Genomic DNA, 20,360 nt, shown 5'->3' with positions numbered 1-20,360 from the left:
CATGCCGCTTGTCGACTACAACATTTCAAGTTGGATTTTCGCAAAGACCTTAAGCCTTGGATATTTTGTGGCGTTTCTATCCCTGTTGCCACAGCTTCTTGGGCTCTATGGTCGCCACGGCATTCTATCCATTGATCATCTTTTAAATCTTTTAGATAACGAGATGAAAGCCGAAAGATTTTATCACGTACCGTCCCTCTTCTGGTTGTTCTCTTCGGATTTTGCCCTGAAAACCGTTTGTTTTATCGGCATGATGGCGTCCTCATTGGCCTTCCTTGGATTTAGCCAGACATTCATGCTGCTTATTTGTTTCGTCTGTTATCTGTCCTTTGTCAGTTGCGGGCAGCTTTTCTTAAGCTATCAGTGGGACAGTCTTTTATTAGAGTTTGGATTCCTGGGTCTTTTCTTTGCTCCGCTAAAGTGGGAATGGATTCCTTTTGGAACTCACGCTCTTCATCCGATCATTTACGGACTGACCTTATTCCTTCTATTTAAGCTGATGTTTCTTTCAGGCGTTGTGAAACTCACCAACAAGGACACGTCTTGGAAAGATCTTACTGCTTTGACTTATCACTATTGGACTCAGCCCCTTCCGACACCCCTTGCCTTTTTTGCTAACAAACTGCCTTTGCATTTTCAGCGTTTTAGTACGCTTGTGATGTTCTTTGTTGAACTCGTCACTCCATTTTTTATTTTTGTCCCAGGTCCCCAACAAGTTATTGCCGTTATTTTTCTGGTGTCTTTGCAAATTTTAATTGTTCTGACTGGCAACTACGGTTTTTTCAATCTTTTGACTTTAGGACTTTGCTTAGGCGTTCTGCCTGATTCCACTTGGGGCTTTAAGATCAATTGGGTTGAAAACACCGCCATCTCAACACCGATAGCGATGATCCCGCTTTTGCTGCTTGTGCCCTCTTCGATTTTTTGGATTTATAAAAGCCTGTTCGAGAAAAACAAAGCTTTGGATTTTATGCTGCCCTATATGCGGTTCTTTTATCCGTTTCGCATTTCCAATCCTTACGGGCTTTTTGCAGTGATGACAAAAAACCGTCCCGAGTTGGTTCTTGAAGGCAGTAACGATGGCCACCATTGGGAAGAGTACGAGTTCAGCTATAAACCAACGTCTCTTAAACGCGCGCCACCGATTGTGGCTCCTCACCAACCCCGATTGGATTGGCAAATGTGGTTCGCGGCTCTTGAAGGTTTTAACGAAAATCTGTGGCTGCAAAATCTTATCACGCGTATTTTCCAAGAATCCCCGGATGTGCTTTTGCTTTTTGCAAAAGACCCATTTCGCGGGAAAGCCCCTAAAGCTTTGCGCATTCAGCGCTACGAATACAAATTCGCAAGCTTCAAGGAACTTCGCGAGCAAGGTCTTTGGTGGAAACGTGAATTTGCGGGCTCTTACGGCCCGATCTTTCAAAAAGAAGAATTCACAGACGCGGAGTAGTTATGTCTCCGCGTAAATCTCTGCGTAAGTTTTAATAAGATTTTCATCAACACGCTTGTGAAGATGATGACGACGTAGATCGCTATGATGAGCGACACCCATCGCACCGATCATGTGAGCCACGGACTCCAGTGTTTCTTGCTGGAAGTTTTTCACACGCTCGCGCTTCGTCGGTACATGAAGACCGTTCACCAAGGCAGGATCTTGAGTCGCTACACCCGTTGGACATTTATTATTATTACAACGAAGAGCTTGAATACATCCCAAAGCGAGCATCATTGAACGAGCCGCATAGGTCGCGTCCGCCCCGATGCAAAGTAATTTTACGATATCAAAAGCCGTTGTGATTTTACCTGTGGCAATAACTTTGATCTTATCTTTAAGACCTGCTTTGCGAAGTGTATCTACAACAATCACCAACGCATCCATTCCTGGCATACCGATGTAGTTGGTGAACTCCAACGGAGCAGCGCCTGTTCCGCCTTCAGCACCATCCACAACGATAAAATCTGGATAGGATTGTAGATCACGCATTAATGTCACAAGCTCTTCAAATTCCTGACGATGACCCAAGCAAAGTTTAATACCTACAGGTTTTCCGCCGGAAAGATCGCGCAAAGTAGAAATAAACTGCAACATCCCTTTGGCATCTGCAAATGCCTTATGCCCCGGAGGAGAAATCACATCTTTCCCCAATGGTACGTTACGAATGGCTGCAATTTCCGGAGTGACTTTCTTACCTGATAAAATACCGCCATGACCGGGCTTCGCACCCTGAGAAAGCTTCAGCTCGATCATCTTCACTTGCGGGCGATTGGCATTTTGTTTAAAAAGTTCCGGATCAAAATCTCCAGAATGAGTGCGGCAACCAAAGTAACCCGTACCGATTTGCCAAATCAAATCACCACCGGGTTCAAGGTGGTAAGGAGAAATTCCTCCCTCCCCTGTGTTATGGGCAAAGTTTCCGTCTTTAGCTCCCCCGTTGAGCGAGAGAATACTGGCTGTGGAAAGAGAACCAAAGCTCATCGCAGAAATATTTAAAAGCGACATCGAGTAAGGTTGCTTACAAAGATCGCTGCCAATAGTAACGCGAAGATCTTTGCGATTTAAATGTTTAGGATAAAGAGAATGAGTCACGAACTCGTAACCTTGTTCATAAACATCGTGCTGAGTTCCAAAGGGAACTGTGTCGAGAACCTTTTTTGCTCTTTGATAAACTACGGAACGTTGTTCGCGGCTGAAAGGTTTTCCGTCGGTATTGGATTCAATGAAGTATTGATTGATCTCAGGACGGATGGATTCTAACAGGTAACGGAAATGCCCAAAGACGGGAAAGTTTGATTTGATCGCATGACGATGCTGGCGAATATCGCGGAATCCTAAGGCAAAGAACGGAACAAAGAAGAACAGAGAATACAAACCCGCTGGCCAAACTAAATAGAATATAAAATTCAGAACTATCGCTACGGCAAAGGCGATATAAAATTCCCTTCTCATGTTCAAAACCTCTTTCGTTGATTCACAAAATTATCCTCTATAAATCGCCCTCAATATAGATCAACTGGACTGAATTTAATATCTAGAAAAGCTCGTGTTCCTGACTGAAGTATGTACAAAAAACCGGAAATTCAGACTTAAGCATCGCTTTAAAACGAGATCGAAACTTTACAAATCGGACTTCTGACGAAACTTCCTCTATCCTTAGATGCAGGAGCCCCATGTCATGGAAGAACAAAATCTGGCGCTGATTCTTGGCGCCCTTGATGAATGCATTGAAAAATACACAGAAGATCGAAAAAAACGCGTCGACGACTTTATTGACCGACATTTTTCTATTCAAGAAACTATCGAGATTCAAAAGAAGTCTTTTCCCATTGATTTGCTTTTCAATCCGCTTAACGCCCTGTGGTCCATTCCCTATCTTTCGCTGAAAAAATCCGTAGAGACTCTCGACAAGTTGGGCTGGGCCAAACTCACTCCTGCCATGGAGCGAGTCCCTTCCGGAATAAAAACGGGCTATCAAAAAGAAGTCGAGAAGCTGATTGCCACGGAACTTCTCGACTACGACGCCCTCGTTTTAGAACTGCGCAAACATCCGACGATCAATAAACTTATCGCCACCAAAGAACTCACTCTGAATGAATTCCAAATCAAAGCTGAGTTTAACAAAGAGATTGATAAATACTCTTCAAGCCAAGCGATGATCACGGATCTTAGCGGTTCCGTGATGACCCTTCTAACGGGATGGTATTTCTTTGGAGACAAAACTTTGGGAATTTTCGGAATAGGAGATCGTATCGCCCGAAAAATGGCTCGCGATAAAGCAGCCTCCGGTTTTTTCTTTGGCGAGAAATTAGGATCGGCATTTTATAGCGCCTTTCCTCCAGAACCAACAAAGGCCCAGGTCTTCATGGCCACTCTCGGTGTGGGTGTTCTACTCACAGCCTTTAGTGTTTTTGCCGCTGTTATGAGTGACCCCCTTCGCAAACGCCTGGGACTTCATAAAAAGAAACTCAATAACTTAATCGAAAGTCTTGAAGAGAGACTTTTTCTGCAAATTAAAAAAGAGATCAAAACATCCCTTCGTAAATCTCCGGCCTACGCCAAGGCCAGCTAATCCCTCAGTACAATAAGTGACGATCCTTGTGCGGCACCACCCTAGAAGTTTGACGACTCACTCTGAGAACGCCTCAGAGTGAGAATGAGCCCCTTCGCAACTCATTGAAAATACAAATGTTTTAAGTTCGTTTCAGAGTGAAATATGGCACCACCATTGCTTTATAGTATGGCATCAGGGGGCTTTATGAAAAATACGAAACAAATCTTCTCAACAATCCTTACTCTAAGTGCAGTCGCTTTCCTTACCGCTTGCGGCTCTAGCAACCAAGTAGGATCTTCGGATCTTTCAAGCCGACTTCCAATTGATACAAGCTCTTCTTCTACTAAACCGGTTTCTTACTGCAACCAGGCTACTGGCACAGAGATCACAGCGAAGCTGAGAGCTTACGTTGATTCTTCAAACACAGTTCGCATGGACTATGCTTATGCAAGATTGACGGCTTTGCCGACAAACTTCAAAACAGACAAAACTTACATCTCTATGTGGAAATGGATGACGAATTCAAGCGGTGCTTCCCACTTGGATAGCACTCCCCTTAATTTCCTAGTTGCTAACGCGACAACAGGTCAAATTTTGACAGCTTGGAAAACAACTCTTCGCTGGAGTGATGTTGTAACAATCGCTTCTGGCATGGGTATCACAGACCCACAAACATTCTTTAACAGCGTAAATATCTTGGTTGATTTGAAAGACACTCAAGGCGAATACGATGTTTTGAAAATCACAAACTATGACCTTTCAACAAACAAAGCTTTGAGCCAAACAGACGGATTGCTTCCACTGTTCTACGCAAACCCTGCTGACTACGCGACTGAATCAAATGGCGCAGCTCGTGCTCAAGTTCTTCGCGACTTGCACCCTTTCAAGAACTACGTAGGCCAAGGTTACTCAGCGTCTCAGTTCCAATCAATGGCTCAAGGTTTGTGCTTCTAAGAACAAAAGGGAATCGATTCTAGTGTGCTGACTCTTGAGAGACCTCATCCGCTTGCAGATTCTCACCCTGACGATAACGATCCACCAAAGTGCGGTCCGTAGTCGGGAACGAGAACAAAAGAGAATGAACGTTGGATTCTTCATCTTCCTGAGTGATCGCGATGTAAGTTAGATCCTTGACGTCCTCGTGATCCGGAAATTCCTTGATAAAACTTACCAATACATTTCCATCAAGATCGTTCTTGCGCCAGATCTCATCGGCATTTTCAATCGTGTCTTCACGAAGAGTTCCGAAATCCTGAAACTTCTCTTGCGGAATATCTTTCTCTCCCCGCACTTTCAACATCGCCAGATAAAGGCCCATCGCCAACGGATCGCCCTCACCCAATGCGTCGCCTTCAATCGCTCCTCCAGAAACTTCTTCGTAAGTTTTGTCGTAAACCAGTTCGCCTCGTTGGTAGTTTTGCCAAACGCGGCTGTCTTTTGTCGGGAAGTGGATAAATACAAACGTCGGATATTCATCCTCGGATGACACATAGGCCACAGCCACATACCTGAAACTTTCAGCGCCCTCTTCAAAAGCTTTGATGAAATGATAGATGGCAAAGTCTTCCATCGTCTTGTCATCCAGCCAAACTTCATCGGGTTCATCCAGTGTCGCTTCCAAATAATGCTCACGGCTGATTTGTTCCTCATCAGTAAAATCATCCGGAGATCTTAAGGATTGGTACTCTTCCTCAAGTTTATTGATGGCTCCCTCAAAATAGCCGAAGAGCTCCGTCTCTGATTCGAAAATGAGACCTGCCGCTTCATCGACGATGATATACTCTTTTTCAGAGGAGGAACTCGTTGTTTTCTTTTTAGCCCGGGATTTTGTCTTCGCCATATTTGGTATCCTTCACACTTTATTATCGAGAGATTCTCGACTCCCAACAACTAGAAAAAGAAGACGACTCGACGAGGTCCGTCATAGTCTCATTTTTGGTCTTGCAAGGAAGGCATTTATTACTCACCATCTGAATAAAGACGTCGCAACAGGAGGCGCTTTCTTGGTCAATATAGAAGAGACAAGTTTGGAACGAATGGAAGCATTGCTCTCTCATTCAGCCATGGGTGTTCATGTTCTTTTTGACAATAAGTCTATCGCGGATGTTCTGAAAGAAGTGAAAGACGACAAAGACTTCTACAGCTTTGATAAGATGAAGAAGGTCCAAGACGTCATGACAGAGCTGATTGCGAAGAAAACCTACTTCGAAAAGATGGCTTACCTTCAAGCCCTCGACCCTGAATCCTACCAAATGCTAGTGCGCGCCTACTTCCACATTGTGGAAAACACCGTGCGAGCCAACAACGAACACAAACACTAAAAGAAGCAGGCACCTTTGTATAAAACTTGGTCAGTTCTTTGAACATTTCCTCTTTTTCCCTCGGGGAAATGGGGATGTTCATCAATCTGTCGAACTCCTAGAGTTCTAAATCGACACCTCTTTCGATATTTAATGCATGGCGTTGGCGTCGTGATATTCTGAGTTCATCGGGATTTATCAAGGTTTCCCACCGCAAAGCCGATAGGAAGATTTGTGAAATATCGGATTTTCTTATCGGCTTTCTTTTTTCTTCTCTCCCCAAGTCTCAGTCAGGCTGAGTACCGGGTATTTCTTTTGAAGATCACAAAGAAGTCCGCCGATCCGCAAAACCCCTCTCAGGACTTCCGTCTGGTTGAAAGCACCTTGGATCACATTCAGTATCGTTTCTTTTATCCCGTCGCCGCTGATGAAGAAGTCACCTATATCGATACATGGCGCTGCTATGGCCGAACTGGCGACTTCCAACCTCACTGCCCCAACCCGAAAGGCCAGATTCCTCCCGAGGAAAACGCAGCACCTTAATGTAGACGTATTATTTTGATACACTACATTCATGTCGTCGATTGACAGTTCCTCGCGCAAATCCCAACAAGCGGACTTGAATGATCTTCAAGCCGAATACGCACGCAAAAAAAAGGAAGTCCGAAATCAGAACGAGGCCGAACTTTCTGATCTAAAAGAGTATTACGACGACAAAAAATCTTCAGTGATCGAGGACAACGAAGCGGCCATCAATCACATCCGCAACCGTCAAAGAGAAGTCTCTGAAAAAGCGTCCGAAGAAAGACAGCGTGTGAGTGAAAACTACAAAGCTCGCACTCAATCCCTGCAAAAAGACTATGACGAAAAATTGATGGACTCGCGTAACAAGCGTCAACAGCAAGTGGCCAAAGCCCAAGCGGATGCCCGCGAAAAAGTGCAGCAAATCGAAGGCACGTCTCAAGCACGCGTTGAACAGGTTCGCGCAAAAAGTGCCGAGGATGTTCGTTCCGCAAAACAAAAATACAATCAAGACATGGCCAAGATCAACGAGTTCAGTCAGAAGCGCTTGGATTACCAACGCGAACAAAACGACATGAGTCTGACGAACGAAGTGGAACGTGGTCGCAGCGCCCATGAGCGCGTGCGTGCGCGTAACGAAAAAGAATATGCCCAACTGCAAGCCAAAGGCGAAAACACAATCGCCCGTGAGCAGGAACTGCAAGAGCAGAAAATAAATCGCCTGCAAGACTCCTCCGCCAAACGTTACGAACAACAGCAAAAGCAATGGGATTCGAAAGAACAGCGTTTGAATCAACAGTATTCAGAACGCATCATGCACTCGAAAAAAGCGAACGAAGAACAGTTGCATACGCAGAACGAACGCTTTCAAAATCTCTATGGCAAGAATGAAAATGCGCAACGAGAAGCTTTAGATATTCAAAAGCAACGCTATGTGCGTGAACTTGCCGAGACCCGCAAAGACTTCGTAAAAGCCGCCGAAAAGTACAGCGATAAAAACGATGACCCCTTCTACAAAGTCGAAGACCGCGGCAGCTTCCTGCGTGAAAATCCTGACTTTTACGTCTTAAAAGCTTTTGTTCCCGAGCACGAAAAAGACGCCGTGAAAGTCACGATTCAAAACGACAAAGCGACCATCACGGGACAGCGTTCGTTTAAAGATAAAATTGAAGATGACGGAAAAATCGTAAGTAGCGCCAACTACCAAACATTCCGCGAAGAATTTCCATTTGAAAAACCTGTTGTCACCGAGGGTATGACTCGTGAACGTCAAGGTGACTGGGTTGTCTATCACATTCCTAAAGGGAATCTGACCCGTTTCGATCGCAAGGCGTAGAGCCTTCTTCTGAAGTTAAAAGATGTTCAATGAAAAAGGCCGAGAGCTGATGGCGTCCTTCAACAGAGGCTTTTTTGTAAAGACTGAGAGCTTGTTGACGAGTCGTTGTTTCGGAAGTTCCTCTTTGGACGGCAATATCACGAAGACTTAAGCCACGCAGAATAAGAAGGCCGATTTCACTTTCGGCCTTCGTAAGTCCCCACTTTTCAAAGTGAACCTGAATGTACTTTCGGAATTCTCCGAGGTTTGTTCCCATATCCAGATTAAATAGAGATATTATGAGCCTGTCATCTAACACAAGTACGCAGAAGAAGACATTTCCACCTAGGGTGGAAGGGAATCTCGTTAGGCTTTCATTAAGTAACGAACTTCTCTCATCAGGAATGAAAGACGTGATTGAAGATCGTTGAGCATTTCAATGTTCGTATGAAGTTGCGCAAGAGCATCGGCCTCTACAACCGGAGTGTCAGCAAGTTCATGATAAGATTTGTGCGTCACAGGAGATGATTCAGAGATAGACCCCAAATAAGACTCAACCGCTGTTTCACCTTGTGTGTTCTTATCTAAATTGATCACTCTCATTTGGTTCTCCTTCGCCTGCCGTGGGCGCAGAAATAAAAGTCTAGTTAGGTTTTTTCTATTCCAACAACTTAAATAAACTTACATGGACTTTTTACAATGCTCAGCGCCTTAGTATTCGCACTGGAGGGCCGTTTGATCGGTTCCCGCTAGGTGCACACGATCATCTCCACTCGCCAAGTAAGTTGCCATCACCGAGCCCTGCCCGTCTTTATGCTTTAATCCTAAAACGTGACCCATCTCGTGAAGCACCAAAGCTTCAATATTCACAGGAGCCGAGTTGGCGCGACCTGATTTCGCAGCCCGAGTCAGTGTTTGGTTGTTCCAGTAAAAACCGAAATCAGAGCCATTCAAACGAATGTCCGCTTCTTTAATAAGATCACCAATCCAGTAAACACTTGTGCGGCCTTGTTCAGAACCACGATTGTCTTCCCAAGTGTTCATAAGATAAATAATGTTCACGCCGTCTTTATGAGGATTGAGAGGACCGCTATAACGAGTCGTAATAATATTAAAAAGTTTGCGACCGGCTGTGCGCTCCCAAGTTTCCGCGGCAGATAAAATCGCAGGCACCATAGAGTCGGGAATCGATGAGTGAAGTTGCATTGTCACTGGAACATCGGCTTTCCAAGAGATGCGCTCGCCATAGACGTTTTGCACGAATCCGCAGTCTTCCTGAGACTTCGGTGCACAGGCTTGAATTGTTAATGCTATTAATAGGACCGCAGCAGTCCCAAGCCACTTCAACATGAGAGCGACCTCCACTGACTTTCTTCAATACAAAGAAAGGACCAGCCCGTGGGCTCCTGATAACACCACCTAAACCAATGAAATAACTTGGGTTTCCCTGTCATTTGCCAGAGTGCCTATAAAAGAGCCTTCGTTTAAAAGTCGGTGTCTCGTTCCCAGACAGCCCCGGAATTTTCGTCTAAGTATTTGAAATTTATTAGCTTAATAGGTGTCAAAGATTCCAACACCCCCTCGCCGCAAAGTGTGGTGCAAAAGGACCCCGAACGACCTGGCCCGGCGCTTGCTTTATTGGATTAGCAAGTCTCACATTGAGACACTTCGGCTCCTACCCCAATCGGGGAATCCTGGCGAGCCCCACAGCCTATCACCACATCCCACCTTCCTGGTAAGGAGCCAAAAAAGCTCCCCCTACCAGCGCGCGCGTGATAAAAAGAAGACCTAATAGAGAGGTCTTTGTAATGACGAAACTGACTGTGATTCCTGGTGATGGGATCGGTCCTGAGATCATGACTCAGGTGATCCGCGTTCTTAAATACGTTAAAGCTCCCTTTGAATATGAAGAACATCAAGCCGGCGAAATCGCCTTACATACATTGGGTGACCTTCTTCCCCAAGCGACTTGTGATTCCATCAATAAAACAAAGCTCGCCATCAAAGGCCCAACAACAACTCCTGTAGGTGGTGGACATAAATCTATCAACGTCACCATGAGACAGAAGTTCGATCTTTACGCCAACGTCCGCCCGGTTCGTTCTTTGCCAGGAGTTCAATGCGTTTGTAACGACGTGGATCTAACCATCGTGCGCGAAAACACCGAAGATCTTTACGCCGGTATTGAACGCATGGTGGATGAAGACACGGCAGAGAGTATCAAGCGCATCACTCGTAAGGGTTCAGAGCGCATCGCCCGTTACGCTTACGATTTAGCACAAAAAACCGGAAAACCTCGTGTCGCGATTGTTCATAAAGCCAACATTATGAAAATGTCTGACGGTTTATTTTTGAAAGTCGCACAAGAAGTGGGTTGGCAATATCCTAACATCACAACAAAAGATGTGATCGTTGATAACGCCTGCATGCAGCTTGTGACAAAGCCTCAACAATTCGACGTGATCGTCACTGAAAATCTTTACGGAGATATTTTAAGTGATCTTTGTGCGGGCCTCGTCGGTGGCTTGGGAGTTGTACCAGGTGCCAACATCGGAGAAAAAGCCGCGATCTTTGAGGCTGTTCATGGATCAGCACCTGATATCGCGGGCCAAAACAAAGCCAATCCAACAGCATTGCTTCAATCCGCAGTGATGATGCTTCAACATATCGGTGAAAATGCGAAAGCAGATGCGATCATGAAAGCATTGATCGCGGCGCTTTCTGATGTGAATGCCCGCACGGGTGATCTTGGCGGTAAAGGAACAACGGTTTCTTTCACTGATGCGATCATTCAGAAGTTAGGATAATTTGACTGTGACAAAATCAATGATGATCTCCCCGATTCAAACCTCTGTATTTCATCAAGGCGATGACTTGGTGGAGTTCATCATTAAACATGTTGATGCCGCTCTTTTGCATGAGCGCTCGATCTTGGTCATCACATCCAAGATCGTAAGCCTCGCAGAAGGCTGTCTGGTCCCCCTGAATAGCATCGACAAAAAATCTTTAATCAAACGCGAAGCCGATGTCTATTTGGGTGAGATCGGTCATGGTGTCAGCCTGACAATCAAACATGGACTTCTTGTCGCGGCTGCGGGTATCGACGAATCCAATTCTGAAAATGGGGATTATATCGTTTATCCCAAAGATCCCTATGCTTCTGCTGAAAATCTTCGCAAGGGTTTGATGAAGCGTCTGGGCCTGCGTGAATTGGGTGTGATCCTGACAGATTCGCGCACTGGACCTTTGCGCCTGGGAGTTGTTGGCGTGTCTCTGTCTTATGCGGGCTTTCATCCCCTTCGCAATATGATTGGGCAAAACGATATCTTTGGCCGACCTCTTAAGATGACAAAAATCAATCTCACAGATAGTCTAGCTGCTGCTGCCGTTCTTATGATGGGAGAAGCCGCAGAGAAATGTCCTTTAGCGGTGATTCAAAATCCCCCTGTGGAGTTCACCGACACTCCCGCCCGTTCCGACTTGGAAGTTTCCCCAAGTGAGGACATGTATCTTCCTTTATACCAACATCTGATGAAGTAAACTTTGGTCTAAAAGACAGCAAGCTAGAGTTTGCAAGACGCATTCTTTAAACCTAGAATTGTCTATATGAAATTACAGATTCTTCTTCTTGGATTTTGCCTCTTTGTTTCAGCTTGTGCGACCAACCAAAAAAGCCGTCTAGCCGCCACTGCCATCGGCATTGGCGTCGGTGCTGGCATTGGCGCCGGAACAGCTCCCGACGATGAACGCCCAGAACTTCACGCTCTTTATTGGGGTGGAATCGTGGGTGTTGTGACGGCGGTAGCTGCGAATTATTATTTTAATGATGAGCGCGACATTGAGGTCATGAAGCTTGAAAATGAGAAGCTAAAAGCACAGCTAGATTTCTTTCAAAATGGCACCGCGACCTTGGTTAAACAAGGTAAAGGAAAAGCAGACAAAAGATTTTTCCAAAGTGGAAAAGCCCAAATCAAACTTTATGAAATTGATCAATGGGTCGATGACGGTCCAAATAGAAAATATCATCGAGACATGATGATGGAAACTGTTCCACTTGAGAATAAAGACAAATGAAAACGAAGATTCTCTTAGTACTTCTTCTTATCAGTATCGCTTGGGCTAGCAGCGTCAGCTATTTGTATTGGAAGCTTAAGAACAACCCGCGTGTCGTAGCTATTAGCATGGAAGCCGGAAAAGAATCCCTTCAGAACATGCAACTTGGCGAAATGGAAAAGATGACTTTCCTCCGTCAGTATCTAGATCGTTTCTATAACTATGACTCCAATAACTTTTGGCAATCGCAAACGTCCTTAGCTTTCTTGATGGCTCCGAAGTTAAGCGAAGAGCGTGTTCGTGAAGTCAGTCGTTTACGCGAAAAAATTCAGCAGAAGAATCTTTCCCAACTGGGCCAACTGAAAAGTTTGAAAAAGCTGGATGATGGCTCCTACGAAGCTCAGACCTATTTGCAAATCCATCAAGAAACTCAACAAAGAGGCGAGCTCACTAAGAATGAACTATATGTCACTTCCCGTCTTAAACTGCAAAATGCGGAGCGAACTTTAGAAAACCCTTGGGGGCTTTTAGTTCAAGAAATGAGATTTGATTCTTCTCCTCGCGCTTTCGGCTTTGCACCACAAATTCATGTAGAAATACAAAGCCCAACTCTTCTGACCTTTCCGTGTGCGATCGAGAACATTGAAAATCCGTCCGAAAAGAATTTGAAAATTAAGATCACAACTCTTAATGTCAGTGAACTGCAAATCACACCTTCCAAAGATCTACCTCTTCCCGTTTCATTAACGGCAACATGCAAAGATGTTGAATATAAATTTGAACTTCTGGCAAAAAATCAAGAGCGTGATCTCTTTGTCTCTTTCCCTAAGGAAGCTGGAACTATTCGCAAAAAAGAAACAGGTCCTGCAAAAGTACGTAAAAAAGACGTTTACGAAAAAACAATCGAGAATGTTCTCGGAATTCAATTAGAAGACTAATCCATCTCCGCATTTTTCAAAGCTTGCTTGATAAAATGCTCGTCAATACCAATAAGAATCGCCGTCGTGGGGTCCTTCTTTTCACAGAGGAAGTAAGCCTTCACCGGAAGATAAGGCCTCTTCCCCTTTAAATCATACCAGTCATCGCCTTCTTGCAGTTGCTCGTCAGCTTCACGAGTTGTGAACGGCCAAATCGACGTCGAAAACATTTCCAGAACGGGAAGTTCTTTTCCGGATTTGGAAATAGCTTTTCCTACGACGATCATGCGACTTGATCCCCGGCTTTCACCGCGACCGTAAGAGGCGGACTCCAATGTGCCTTCGACAAAATCGTAATCATCTGGCTTTAGAAGATAACGTCGAGCCATATCTATATCGCGTTCCATCTTGAACATCTTTGTCGCCCATACGAACAAAGCGCCAAGAACAAACATGGCCAAGGCTCCGCCGAAACCTTCCCAGAATCCCATGTTCGTTGTTACTCCCAGGTACACAAAGAAGAATGCCAAACCGAAAGAAATCAGTGCGCACATAAAAAAGGCGAAAACGACGAAAAGATTTATGGAACCCCGGGCTCCCGGAATTTTTTTAAGACGAGACATGTCTCGTAGATCTTTTTCACTTTTAACTAAGAGATGCTTCCACGATTTATACATGCCAATAGCATGGCGGTCCCTCAGAGCGAGGTCAAGTTATGTGGAAGTTTGAGATTAAGAGATCTGGGCTAAATTTTCTGAAGTCTTTGGGAATAAAAGAACGACTTGGGTTCCAACACCCACGCGAGAACGGATTTGTAATTCTCCACCGATGGACTCTAGTGTCTTGCGCGCATCAAAAAGACCTAGACCATGTCCTTGTTCTTTGCCATGGCTAACACCTTCTTGAGTCAAACGCGGAAGAACTTCTTCAGGAATGCCACAACCATTATCCATGATTTGCAGCAACCAATGCTCTTGTCTTTCCATCAAGGTCAAATTGATGGACGCTTCTGTTTCTGGCAAAGCTTCCAGGGAATTATTAATCAAATTGCTAATCACTCTTTGAACCTTGATGGATTCCAGAGACACGGACGCTTTTTCCGAGTGAATATGCTTGTGCCAAGTAAAATCCACTTTGGGATGAGAAAAACGATATTCCTTAAGAAGGGATTCCATCAATCGAGAAAGATCCGGTCCTTCTTCTTTTTTAACTGCCGCTTCTTCTGTTTTCTTCTTTTTACCTTTGGTCAAAAGATCTTCGGCGATACCACGAATTCTTAAAACCGCGAGATCTAAAAGTTCTTTTTTATCAGAACCCATTTCATGAGAAAGCTGACTTAATGTCGTGAGCGCCATCAAAGGGCCGCGAATATCGTGAGCAACCTGACGAGAGATCGTCGCGATTTCTTTATTCAACGCAAGCTCTGCTTCCAGTTTTTGTTCGTGCAACTGATTCAAGAATTCACGGCGAAGTCCTACACCCAGGAAAATCATTCCAAGGAGAATGCCCAACATGAATAAAGGAGATAAAAGAGCCTTTACAACCAAATCGACAGAGTTAAAGCACACTCTCATGCTGCCTGAGGGAAGCGAGTTGTAAGTGATTGGGACGTCCGTGGAGAAGACACACTGAAGTTTCTCGGGATTTTGAACTTCCGTCACACCAACGGCCGCATGAACTTCTTTAAGCTGTTTTAAAATTTTATTCTGTAAGGTCGGATCACCCTGAAAGATCTTCGCTTGGGCAATGTCGTCTTCCCAAATACCCACGTATTGTTCGACGGAAGACTTCGCCGTATAAACCTCATAAGAGAAGCTTAAAAGAGCCACTATCAAACTTATCCCCAAAAAAAGAGACAACCAGACGATAGGAACTGATTTAGAGGTTTTAAAATGGGTTATATCCATACCTTAAGGTAAAGCAAACCCCACTCCCACCCTATAAACGCGACAAGCCACGCCCGCCTGTCTAAAGCTTTGACAGTGCCTAAAATAGGTTTACCACTCAAAGCCATCCTTAAGGCCGATGACTCCGCCATGACTTTCGATCATTTGCACCTGTGCGAGTTGGTAATTTCGCCCTTCTACGTTTCGTCAAAATACTCGAACACAAATTCATTTTTCAGAGACGTAACTTGAACAAACTGGCTCTTGAATTGCAAAAAGGGACTTTCATCAAAAAGGAGATTCTATGAAATCTGTTTTTAAATCATTGGTGTTTTTTGCCTGCCTTATGTCGTTTCATCCAGCCTACTCTCTTCAAGCCATGAGCGATGCCGAACTTTCTGAAGTGACGGGCCGAGCAGGGTTCAACCAACAACGCATCCTTGCTGACTTTGTAAAACTCAAAGATCAATTGCTTCAAGATGCCGCTGACGGAGACGGCAGAATCAGTGCAGAGACTTTCATCGCGCAGACGCAATTCATTTTTGGCGCTATGGGAATCAACTTGGACAAGATCGTGATTGACGGCGTTCAGTACAACGGCACAATGACAATCAATGCCCTTGACGTGAAAACGACAATGGCAATCCCGTCTTCTTTCAAAAGCATTTATATCGGTGACGTGCGTTTGGGCGGTGGAGCTTCCATTGGTTCCGTGGAAATCTTGGGTCTCAACATGCATGACCTGCACGTCGACGTTACTTTTCGTAAATAATATTTAAACTACTAAGGGACTCTTGATGGTTCCCTTAGTGCAAAGATTCTTTGTAAAGACGATCTTTGATCGCTTGAATTTCTGGAACCGTCACAGTGTACGGACGACCACAAATCTGACAAGTCACATCGGCAGTTTCATTTTTGTTGATCATATCTTGCAATTCTTCCTCACCCAAAGTTTCAAGGGCGCGCACAACGCGATCTTTTGTGCATGGACAGAAATACTCAATATCATGATTGTGTTCAATCTCTTGGAAGTCGATACCCGCCATGAACGGTTTTACCAGATCCACAGGTTGCGCACCTTCCATTAACATTTTGGAAATGTTGGGTTGGAAGTCTTCGTAATTCATTTGAATCACTTCCACCATGGCTTCGGAAACTCCAGGCATGACCTCAATCAAAACTCCACCTGCGGCCTGAACTTTTCCGTAGGCATCAAGATAAACGCCCAAAGAAACCAAAGAACGAATCTGATGGGATTGGTGAAGATAGTGGGCAATGTCTTGACCAATTTCTCCGCTGACCAACTCCACTGTTCCGTGAAAAGGCTGCTTCTGGAAAGGCTGGTGGCGAGCGACGCTCAAAGTGCCATTCCCAATGGCCTCTTTAAGGCTTAAACCATTTTCATAATTTGGTGGTTGGTATTGGGGATTTGGAGTGTAACCACGAACGTGGCCATCAAAAGAAGCTTCAGCGTAAACGCTTTGCAAAGCGCCATTACCTCTGAAAAGAAGTCCCACCATTTGACCGTCTTTTAATTGAGACGCCATTAAAAGCGCTCCCACCATGCTACGCCCCACAGCAACCGTGGCCAAAGGATATGTATTTTGCAGGCCTTGCATGTGTTTCACAACTTCAGTCGCGTTCACTGCGGCGATCCGCACCGTCAAATCTTTGGAAACAAAACGATGAACACGTTCTTTACTCATGACAAACTCCCGCACTCTATGGAAAACTACTCTGGCAACGTAACAAAGCGATCTACGAATTTCAAGCAGAGAGAACCCAAATCATGAAGATCTATCTCTTTAGACATGCTCAAAAAGCCATGGACTTTTCCGGCGATCCCGATTTGACCGCCGAGGGACATGCACAAGCATCCAAGGTTCTCGACAAGGTGCTTAAAAATGAGCTCCCACAACCCACAGAACTTTGGGTTTCCCCTAAAAAGCGCACACATAGTACGTTTCGCCCCGTCTCTCAGCATTTTGGTTTGCCGATGCAAATCAACGAAGCCCTGCTTGAGCAACAGGGAGACGAAAATCTTTCTGACTTCCGCTCACGTATTGAAAAACTTTTTGAAGGAGCTGCGGCTCGCAAAGAGGGCGTGATTTTTCTGTGCAGCCACTATGACCTGGTTGTCGAAGCCATGAGCGTTCTACCAAGTGATAAGGACCTCACGGATTCAGAATTCTCCCATTGGAGTCCCTGCCAATACATTGGCTTTGAAGTGAACAGTGATGGCATTTACGAATTCCTAGAATTCAAGAAGGTGCAACTATGATTCAAAATATTTGGGCCGTCGGCCGTAACTATGCTGAGCACGCCAAAGAATTAGGAAATGAAGTTCCCACAGAACCAATGATTTTTTTGAAAGCCGGAAGCACTTCTTCCATCGCGGCAAAAGAAATTCACATGCCCTCATGGACTCCGGAACTTCATCACGAAGTCGAGTTGGCTTTACGATTCAACGACAACTTAGAAATTGATGAAGCCTGTATCGCGATTGATCTCACCGACCGCGCCAAACAAAATCAGCTTAAAAGCAAAGGTCACCCTTGGACTTTGGCAAAGAGTTTTAAAGACTCCTGCCCGCTTTCAAATTTCTTTCCAGTGAATGATTTGGATGAGCTGAAAAATCTGGAAATACGTTTAAAGGTGAACGGCGAAGTCCGTCAAAATGGCAACACATCGCAAATGATTTTTTCTTTGGAATCACTGATCCAATATGTCCGCCAACATTTTCCTGTGGTTCCTGGAGATTTACTTTTAACTGGGACTCCTGCGGGAGTGGGCCCTATAAAAGTGGGAGACGTTTTAGAAGCAGAAATCAGTTCCAAAGCTCGTCACTCTTGGAAAGTCATTTAAGACGCTTTAATGAATTGAATATTACTGACCAACTGCCCTTCACGGATTTTCAGGGGCTTGTTGATGCCCAACTGCGATTCAAAAATTCGATTGAGTCGATTGATATGGGCACGAAGACGATCTTGAATGCTTAAATCCGCCTCTTGCTGGAAGAGACTCAAAGACAAGGTCTGCAAAGACACCATATCTTGGGATTGAGAAACCAAATCCACAATCGAAGCCAGGATCGGTTGATTCTTCAGTGAGAGCTCTTTCCCTTCGCAGGACAAAACACCTTCGTGGAAAGACACGGCGGTTTTTTCATCTGACTCTGCAAAGATATTCAGTTTGGTCTTCCAAAGTTTTTTTGTTTTAGCTGAGAACTGCTCGATAAGGAAAATGCAAATTTGATTTTGTGAGCCTGACATTTTAATTCCAAGATTATTTGCCATAGCTACCAAACGGAAACAAGAACTGCTGGTCATTTCGGATGCATTGAACGCCAGATCTTTTTCTTTGTGCGCAAGCATTTTTTGGATGTGGATTTCATAAGCGCTCAACTCTCCCAAGCTCTCGGAAGAGAAATCCATAACTGGACGCTTTTTTTCTACTTGAACATACAGCTCGACGAAATCATAAAGGATCAATCTCTTATCAAACGCATAAAGTTCCGAAGATAGAATCTGTTGCAAGCGGTTTTGCGCGACCTCGGCTCCCAAAAGGTTTAATTCCGCCAAAACAAGAGCGTGCTGAACCTCGACGTAAAAATCAGTGGTAATCTCTTCTTTAGAAAGAAGCACAAGCTTCTGATAAAGCGCTGCCAGCGGTGCTTTGATTTTCCATAAAGAACTCAAACGCAAAAGCTGAGCGTCGATTTTTAAAGACTCCCACTCATCAAGTTTTTGTGTCTTTAAAAATTCATAACCTTCAATAACTTCCGTTATAAATCCGGCTTCTTCAAAATGTTTTAGAAGAGCGATCTGTTCATTCACAGTTAAGTTGCAAAAACGCTGTTGCAGAGTCCCCGAAAACTGAGCGAGAGCTTTAGCAATCGTCGTATTCCATTTAGCGAAATGCCCGGCCATGTAGTACAAACCGAGCTTTTCCACAAGCCAACGCTCTTGATCTCCTCCCAATGTTTGGAAGTTTTCAAGAGCCTCGTCAGCCATATTAAAAAGACCTCGGTAAATATAAACTTTTGCAAGCATCAACTGACGCTCACGTTCATCATAAATTTGATTGTAAACAGTCGCGAGCAAAAGTTCTGACGCCTCTTGATACTTAAAAGCGTTAAGAAGACTTTCCGTCTTAATCTTTAGTTGGTTCCACGGAAGGGATTGCATCCGAGTCTCCTTTCAGATCAAGTTTCTTTTTTAGCAGCAAGCCGTTCACGGTTTGATTACGACGAATCTGCTCGATGATGATCTCGTTTTTCTTATCGATGACAAAGCCACCATTTCCCACGGGAGGAACAATGCGCGGGCGCGGACCGTCAGATAAGTGGTCTGTTGCGACAACAAAAGGCAAAGACATGAACTGACATAGACTCAGTTCTTTTCTGTAACTGGTGGTATGTTCGGTATCAGGAAGTATATAAGCTGGATTTAAAGAGAACGATAAGCCTGTCGAACGAACCTGATTCCAAGCAGCGTACAACAAGGCTCGTTCTTTGGCTGAATAATTTTTTTCCATACCTTGAATGACGGATTCAGCCACTTGCAAGCACTCGGGGTTATTCAACATCTGCACGTTATTTAAGACGGCGTCTTCATAATTGAAAGCTCGCATAACGGCAAAAATTTTGCGCATCGGACTTTCATAGACAGAGCCCAGGACACTTCTCATTTCCCGTCTGTCACTAACCAACCAATCGTTCTGGTGATCCCAGTTATTTAAAAGATTGTCTCTGTCATCCAAAGCAATCTGCAGTTCGTGAATAAGGACACGAGTCAGCCTGCCTTCACGCAAAGCGGTCGAAGAAATATATGTTCTGTTTTCTAAATCTGTCCAACTGTCGTAAGGGAAACGCGTGGACTCTGGAACTATGTAATAGGCTTTGCCCGGGCGCTGGAGCAGTCGCTCTTTATGACCACGCATTTTAAATTGAATCGTCGAGCCCACACGGTTTTGGATCTGTTGCTCACAGAGTTGATTGAGTTTTTCTCTTCCTGATTCAGCAACACCTATTAGATGACCAAGAACTTCGACGTCGCCTTTGACGATAAAGCAAACGTGCGTCCCTGCAGAAGTTCCCAGAATTTGGAAATAAGTGGCTTCAATCAAACGAGCTTCCGTACTCTCAGGAACGACACGGGCACTGACGCTTTTCACATAGTCCGACCATTCCCGGGCAGAAGCCTGGGAGCCGATAAAAAGGCCTATTAAAAGAGCTGAGCGCAGAAATGCCATCATAATTAAGAGACACTATTTCAAGAGTCAGACCCGCACTATGAGGGATATAGGGCCTCCCGCCG

At 44.7% G+C, this 20,360-nt stretch carries 23 protein-coding genes; 13 read left to right on the top strand and 10 right to left on the bottom strand.

Annotation, left to right across the window (positions count from 1 at the left end):
- Window position 1 precedes the first annotated feature (1 nt).
- Entirely contained in the window at window positions 2–1,450 is a 1,449-nt protein-coding gene (locus tag ACL934_RS06460; RefSeq protein WP_374078982.1) for a lipase maturation factor family protein, read from the top strand.
- Here the strand turns inward: ACL934_RS06460 and ACL934_RS06455 are convergent, their stop codons facing one another.
- Window positions 1,451–2,947: an FMN-binding glutamate synthase family protein gene (locus ACL934_RS06455; RefSeq protein ID WP_374078980.1), complete on the bottom strand. Its 1,497-nt coding sequence runs from the start codon at window positions 2,945–2,947 to the stop codon at window positions 1,451–1,453.
- Between the two features lie 226 nt (window positions 2,948–3,173).
- Between ACL934_RS06455 and ACL934_RS06450 the strand changes: the two genes are divergently transcribed.
- Window positions 3,174–4,067, top strand: coding sequence for a DUF6635 family protein (locus ACL934_RS06450; RefSeq protein ID WP_374078978.1), 894 nt, complete (start codon window positions 3,174–3,176; stop codon window positions 4,065–4,067).
- Between the two features lie 186 nt (window positions 4,068–4,253).
- Window positions 4,254–5,003 carry a hypothetical protein gene (locus ACL934_RS06445; protein WP_374078976.1) on the top strand — a complete coding sequence of 250 codons (750 nt, stop codon included), beginning with the start codon at window positions 4,254–4,256 and terminating at the stop codon, window positions 5,001–5,003.
- A 19-nt stretch (window positions 5,004–5,022) separates the two neighbouring features.
- Here the strand turns inward: ACL934_RS06445 and ACL934_RS06440 are convergent, their stop codons facing one another.
- Window positions 5,023–5,889, bottom strand: coding sequence for a PBECR2 nuclease fold domain-containing protein (locus ACL934_RS06440; protein WP_374078975.1), 867 nt, complete (start codon window positions 5,887–5,889; stop codon window positions 5,023–5,025).
- Window positions 5,890–6,085: 196 nt separating this feature from the next.
- On the opposite strand from ACL934_RS06440, the gene ACL934_RS06435 reads away from it, so the two are divergent.
- The 3 genes from ACL934_RS06435 to ACL934_RS06425 all read left to right on the top strand — a co-directional run bounded on the left by ACL934_RS06435 (window position 6,086) and on the right by ACL934_RS06425 (window position 8,207).
- On the top strand, window positions 6,086–6,370 hold the full coding sequence (locus ACL934_RS06435; protein ID WP_374078972.1) for a hypothetical protein: 285 nt from the start codon (window positions 6,086–6,088) through the stop codon (window positions 6,368–6,370).
- 213 nt (window positions 6,371–6,583) lie between these two features.
- Window positions 6,584–6,892, top strand: a complete 309-nt coding sequence (locus ACL934_RS06430; protein WP_374078970.1) for a hypothetical protein — start codon at window positions 6,584–6,586, stop codon at window positions 6,890–6,892.
- Between the two features lie 31 nt (window positions 6,893–6,923).
- Entirely contained in the window at window positions 6,924–8,207 is a 1,284-nt protein-coding gene (locus tag ACL934_RS06425; protein WP_413613223.1) for a hypothetical protein, read from the top strand.
- Here the strand turns inward: ACL934_RS06425 and ACL934_RS06420 are convergent.
- The 3 genes from ACL934_RS06420 to ACL934_RS06410 form a co-directional block, all read right to left on the bottom strand.
- On the bottom strand, window positions 8,170–8,463 hold the full coding sequence (locus ACL934_RS06420) for a helix-turn-helix transcriptional regulator (protein WP_374078965.1): 294 nt from the start codon (window positions 8,461–8,463) through the stop codon (window positions 8,170–8,172). The genes ACL934_RS06425 and ACL934_RS06420 overlap by 38 nt on opposite strands.
- An 89-nt stretch (window positions 8,464–8,552) precedes the next feature.
- Window positions 8,553–8,789, bottom strand: coding sequence for a hypothetical protein (locus ACL934_RS06415; RefSeq protein WP_374078963.1), 237 nt, complete (start codon window positions 8,787–8,789; stop codon window positions 8,553–8,555).
- A 108-nt stretch (window positions 8,790–8,897) separates the two neighbouring features.
- Window positions 8,898–9,536: a matrixin family metalloprotease gene (locus ACL934_RS06410; protein WP_374078962.1), complete on the bottom strand. Its 639-nt coding sequence runs from the start codon at window positions 9,534–9,536 to the stop codon at window positions 8,898–8,900.
- Between the two features lie 458 nt (window positions 9,537–9,994).
- On the opposite strand from ACL934_RS06410, the gene ACL934_RS06405 reads away from it, so the two are divergent.
- From ACL934_RS06405 to ACL934_RS06390, 4 genes are all read left to right on the top strand, one after another.
- Window positions 9,995–10,993 (top strand): isocitrate/isopropylmalate dehydrogenase family protein, encoded by a 999-nt coding sequence (locus ACL934_RS06405; protein WP_374078961.1) that lies wholly within the window; start codon window positions 9,995–9,997, stop codon window positions 10,991–10,993.
- 7 nt (window positions 10,994–11,000) lie between these two features.
- Window positions 11,001–11,726 (top strand): coenzyme F420-0:L-glutamate ligase, encoded by a 726-nt coding sequence (locus tag ACL934_RS06400; RefSeq protein ID WP_374078959.1) that lies wholly within the window; start codon window positions 11,001–11,003, stop codon window positions 11,724–11,726.
- Window positions 11,727–11,792: 66 nt separating this feature from the next.
- The gene (locus tag ACL934_RS06395) at window positions 11,793–12,260 is read left to right on the top strand and encodes a hypothetical protein (protein ID WP_374078958.1); all 468 of its coding nucleotides are present in this window, start codon (window positions 11,793–11,795) and stop codon (window positions 12,258–12,260) included.
- A complete protein-coding gene (locus ACL934_RS06390; protein ID WP_374078955.1) occupies window positions 12,257–13,177 on the top strand; it encodes a hypothetical protein in 921 nt (306 codons plus the stop codon). The genes ACL934_RS06395 and ACL934_RS06390 overlap by 4 nt, the downstream gene beginning before the upstream one ends.
- Here ACL934_RS06390 and ACL934_RS06385 read toward each other — a convergent pair.
- Together ACL934_RS06385 and ACL934_RS06380 are read right to left on the bottom strand one after the other, a co-directional pair.
- The gene (locus tag ACL934_RS06385) at window positions 13,174–13,779 is read right to left on the bottom strand and encodes a hypothetical protein (protein ID WP_374078953.1); all 606 of its coding nucleotides are present in this window, start codon (window positions 13,777–13,779) and stop codon (window positions 13,174–13,176) included. The two genes, ACL934_RS06390 and ACL934_RS06385, sit on opposite strands and share 4 nt — an antisense overlap.
- A 108-nt stretch (window positions 13,780–13,887) precedes the next feature.
- Window positions 13,888–14,985: a sensor histidine kinase gene (locus ACL934_RS06380; protein WP_374080445.1), complete on the bottom strand. Its 1,098-nt coding sequence runs from the start codon at window positions 14,983–14,985 to the stop codon at window positions 13,888–13,890.
- Between the two features lie 361 nt (window positions 14,986–15,346).
- Here ACL934_RS06380 and ACL934_RS06375 point away from each other — a divergent pair, with 361 nt between their 5' ends.
- Window positions 15,347–15,814 carry a hypothetical protein gene (locus ACL934_RS06375; protein WP_374078952.1) on the top strand — a complete coding sequence of 156 codons (468 nt, stop codon included), beginning with the start codon at window positions 15,347–15,349 and terminating at the stop codon, window positions 15,812–15,814.
- Between the two features lie 34 nt (window positions 15,815–15,848).
- On the opposite strand, the gene ACL934_RS06370 is transcribed toward ACL934_RS06375, so the two are convergent.
- Window positions 15,849–16,748, bottom strand: a complete 900-nt coding sequence (locus ACL934_RS06370) for an Hsp33 family molecular chaperone HslO (protein WP_374078949.1) — start codon at window positions 16,746–16,748, stop codon at window positions 15,849–15,851.
- An 83-nt stretch (window positions 16,749–16,831) separates the two neighbouring features.
- On the opposite strand from ACL934_RS06370, the gene ACL934_RS06365 reads away from it, so the two are divergent.
- Together ACL934_RS06365 and ACL934_RS06360 are read left to right on the top strand one after the other, a co-directional pair.
- Window positions 16,832–17,323 (top strand): phosphoglycerate mutase family protein, encoded by a 492-nt coding sequence (locus ACL934_RS06365; protein ID WP_413613222.1) that lies wholly within the window; start codon window positions 16,832–16,834, stop codon window positions 17,321–17,323.
- Window positions 17,320–17,907: a fumarylacetoacetate hydrolase family protein gene (locus ACL934_RS06360; RefSeq protein WP_374078945.1), complete on the top strand. Its 588-nt coding sequence runs from the start codon at window positions 17,320–17,322 to the stop codon at window positions 17,905–17,907. Before ACL934_RS06365 ends, ACL934_RS06360 begins: the two co-directional genes overlap by 4 nt.
- Here ACL934_RS06360 and ACL934_RS06355 read toward each other — a convergent pair.
- Together ACL934_RS06355 and ACL934_RS06350 are read right to left on the bottom strand one after the other, a co-directional pair.
- Entirely contained in the window at window positions 17,904–19,229 is a 1,326-nt protein-coding gene (locus tag ACL934_RS06355; RefSeq protein WP_374078943.1) for a hypothetical protein, read from the bottom strand. The two genes, ACL934_RS06360 and ACL934_RS06355, sit on opposite strands and share 4 nt — an antisense overlap.
- Complete coding sequence (locus ACL934_RS06350; RefSeq protein WP_374078940.1) at window positions 19,195–20,298, bottom strand: hypothetical protein; 1,104 nt, start codon at window positions 20,296–20,298, stop codon at window positions 19,195–19,197. The genes ACL934_RS06355 and ACL934_RS06350 overlap by 35 nt, the downstream gene beginning before the upstream one ends.
- Between the last annotated feature and the right edge of the window lie 62 nt (window positions 20,299–20,360).

The organism is Bdellovibrio sp. HCB-110 (assembly GCF_047323225.1).
Classification (GTDB): Bacteria; Bdellovibrionota; Bdellovibrionia; order Bdellovibrionales; family Bdellovibrionaceae; genus Bdellovibrio.
Note: the sequence above shows the minus strand (reverse complement) of the source record. Positions and strands in the feature narration are given on the sequence as shown.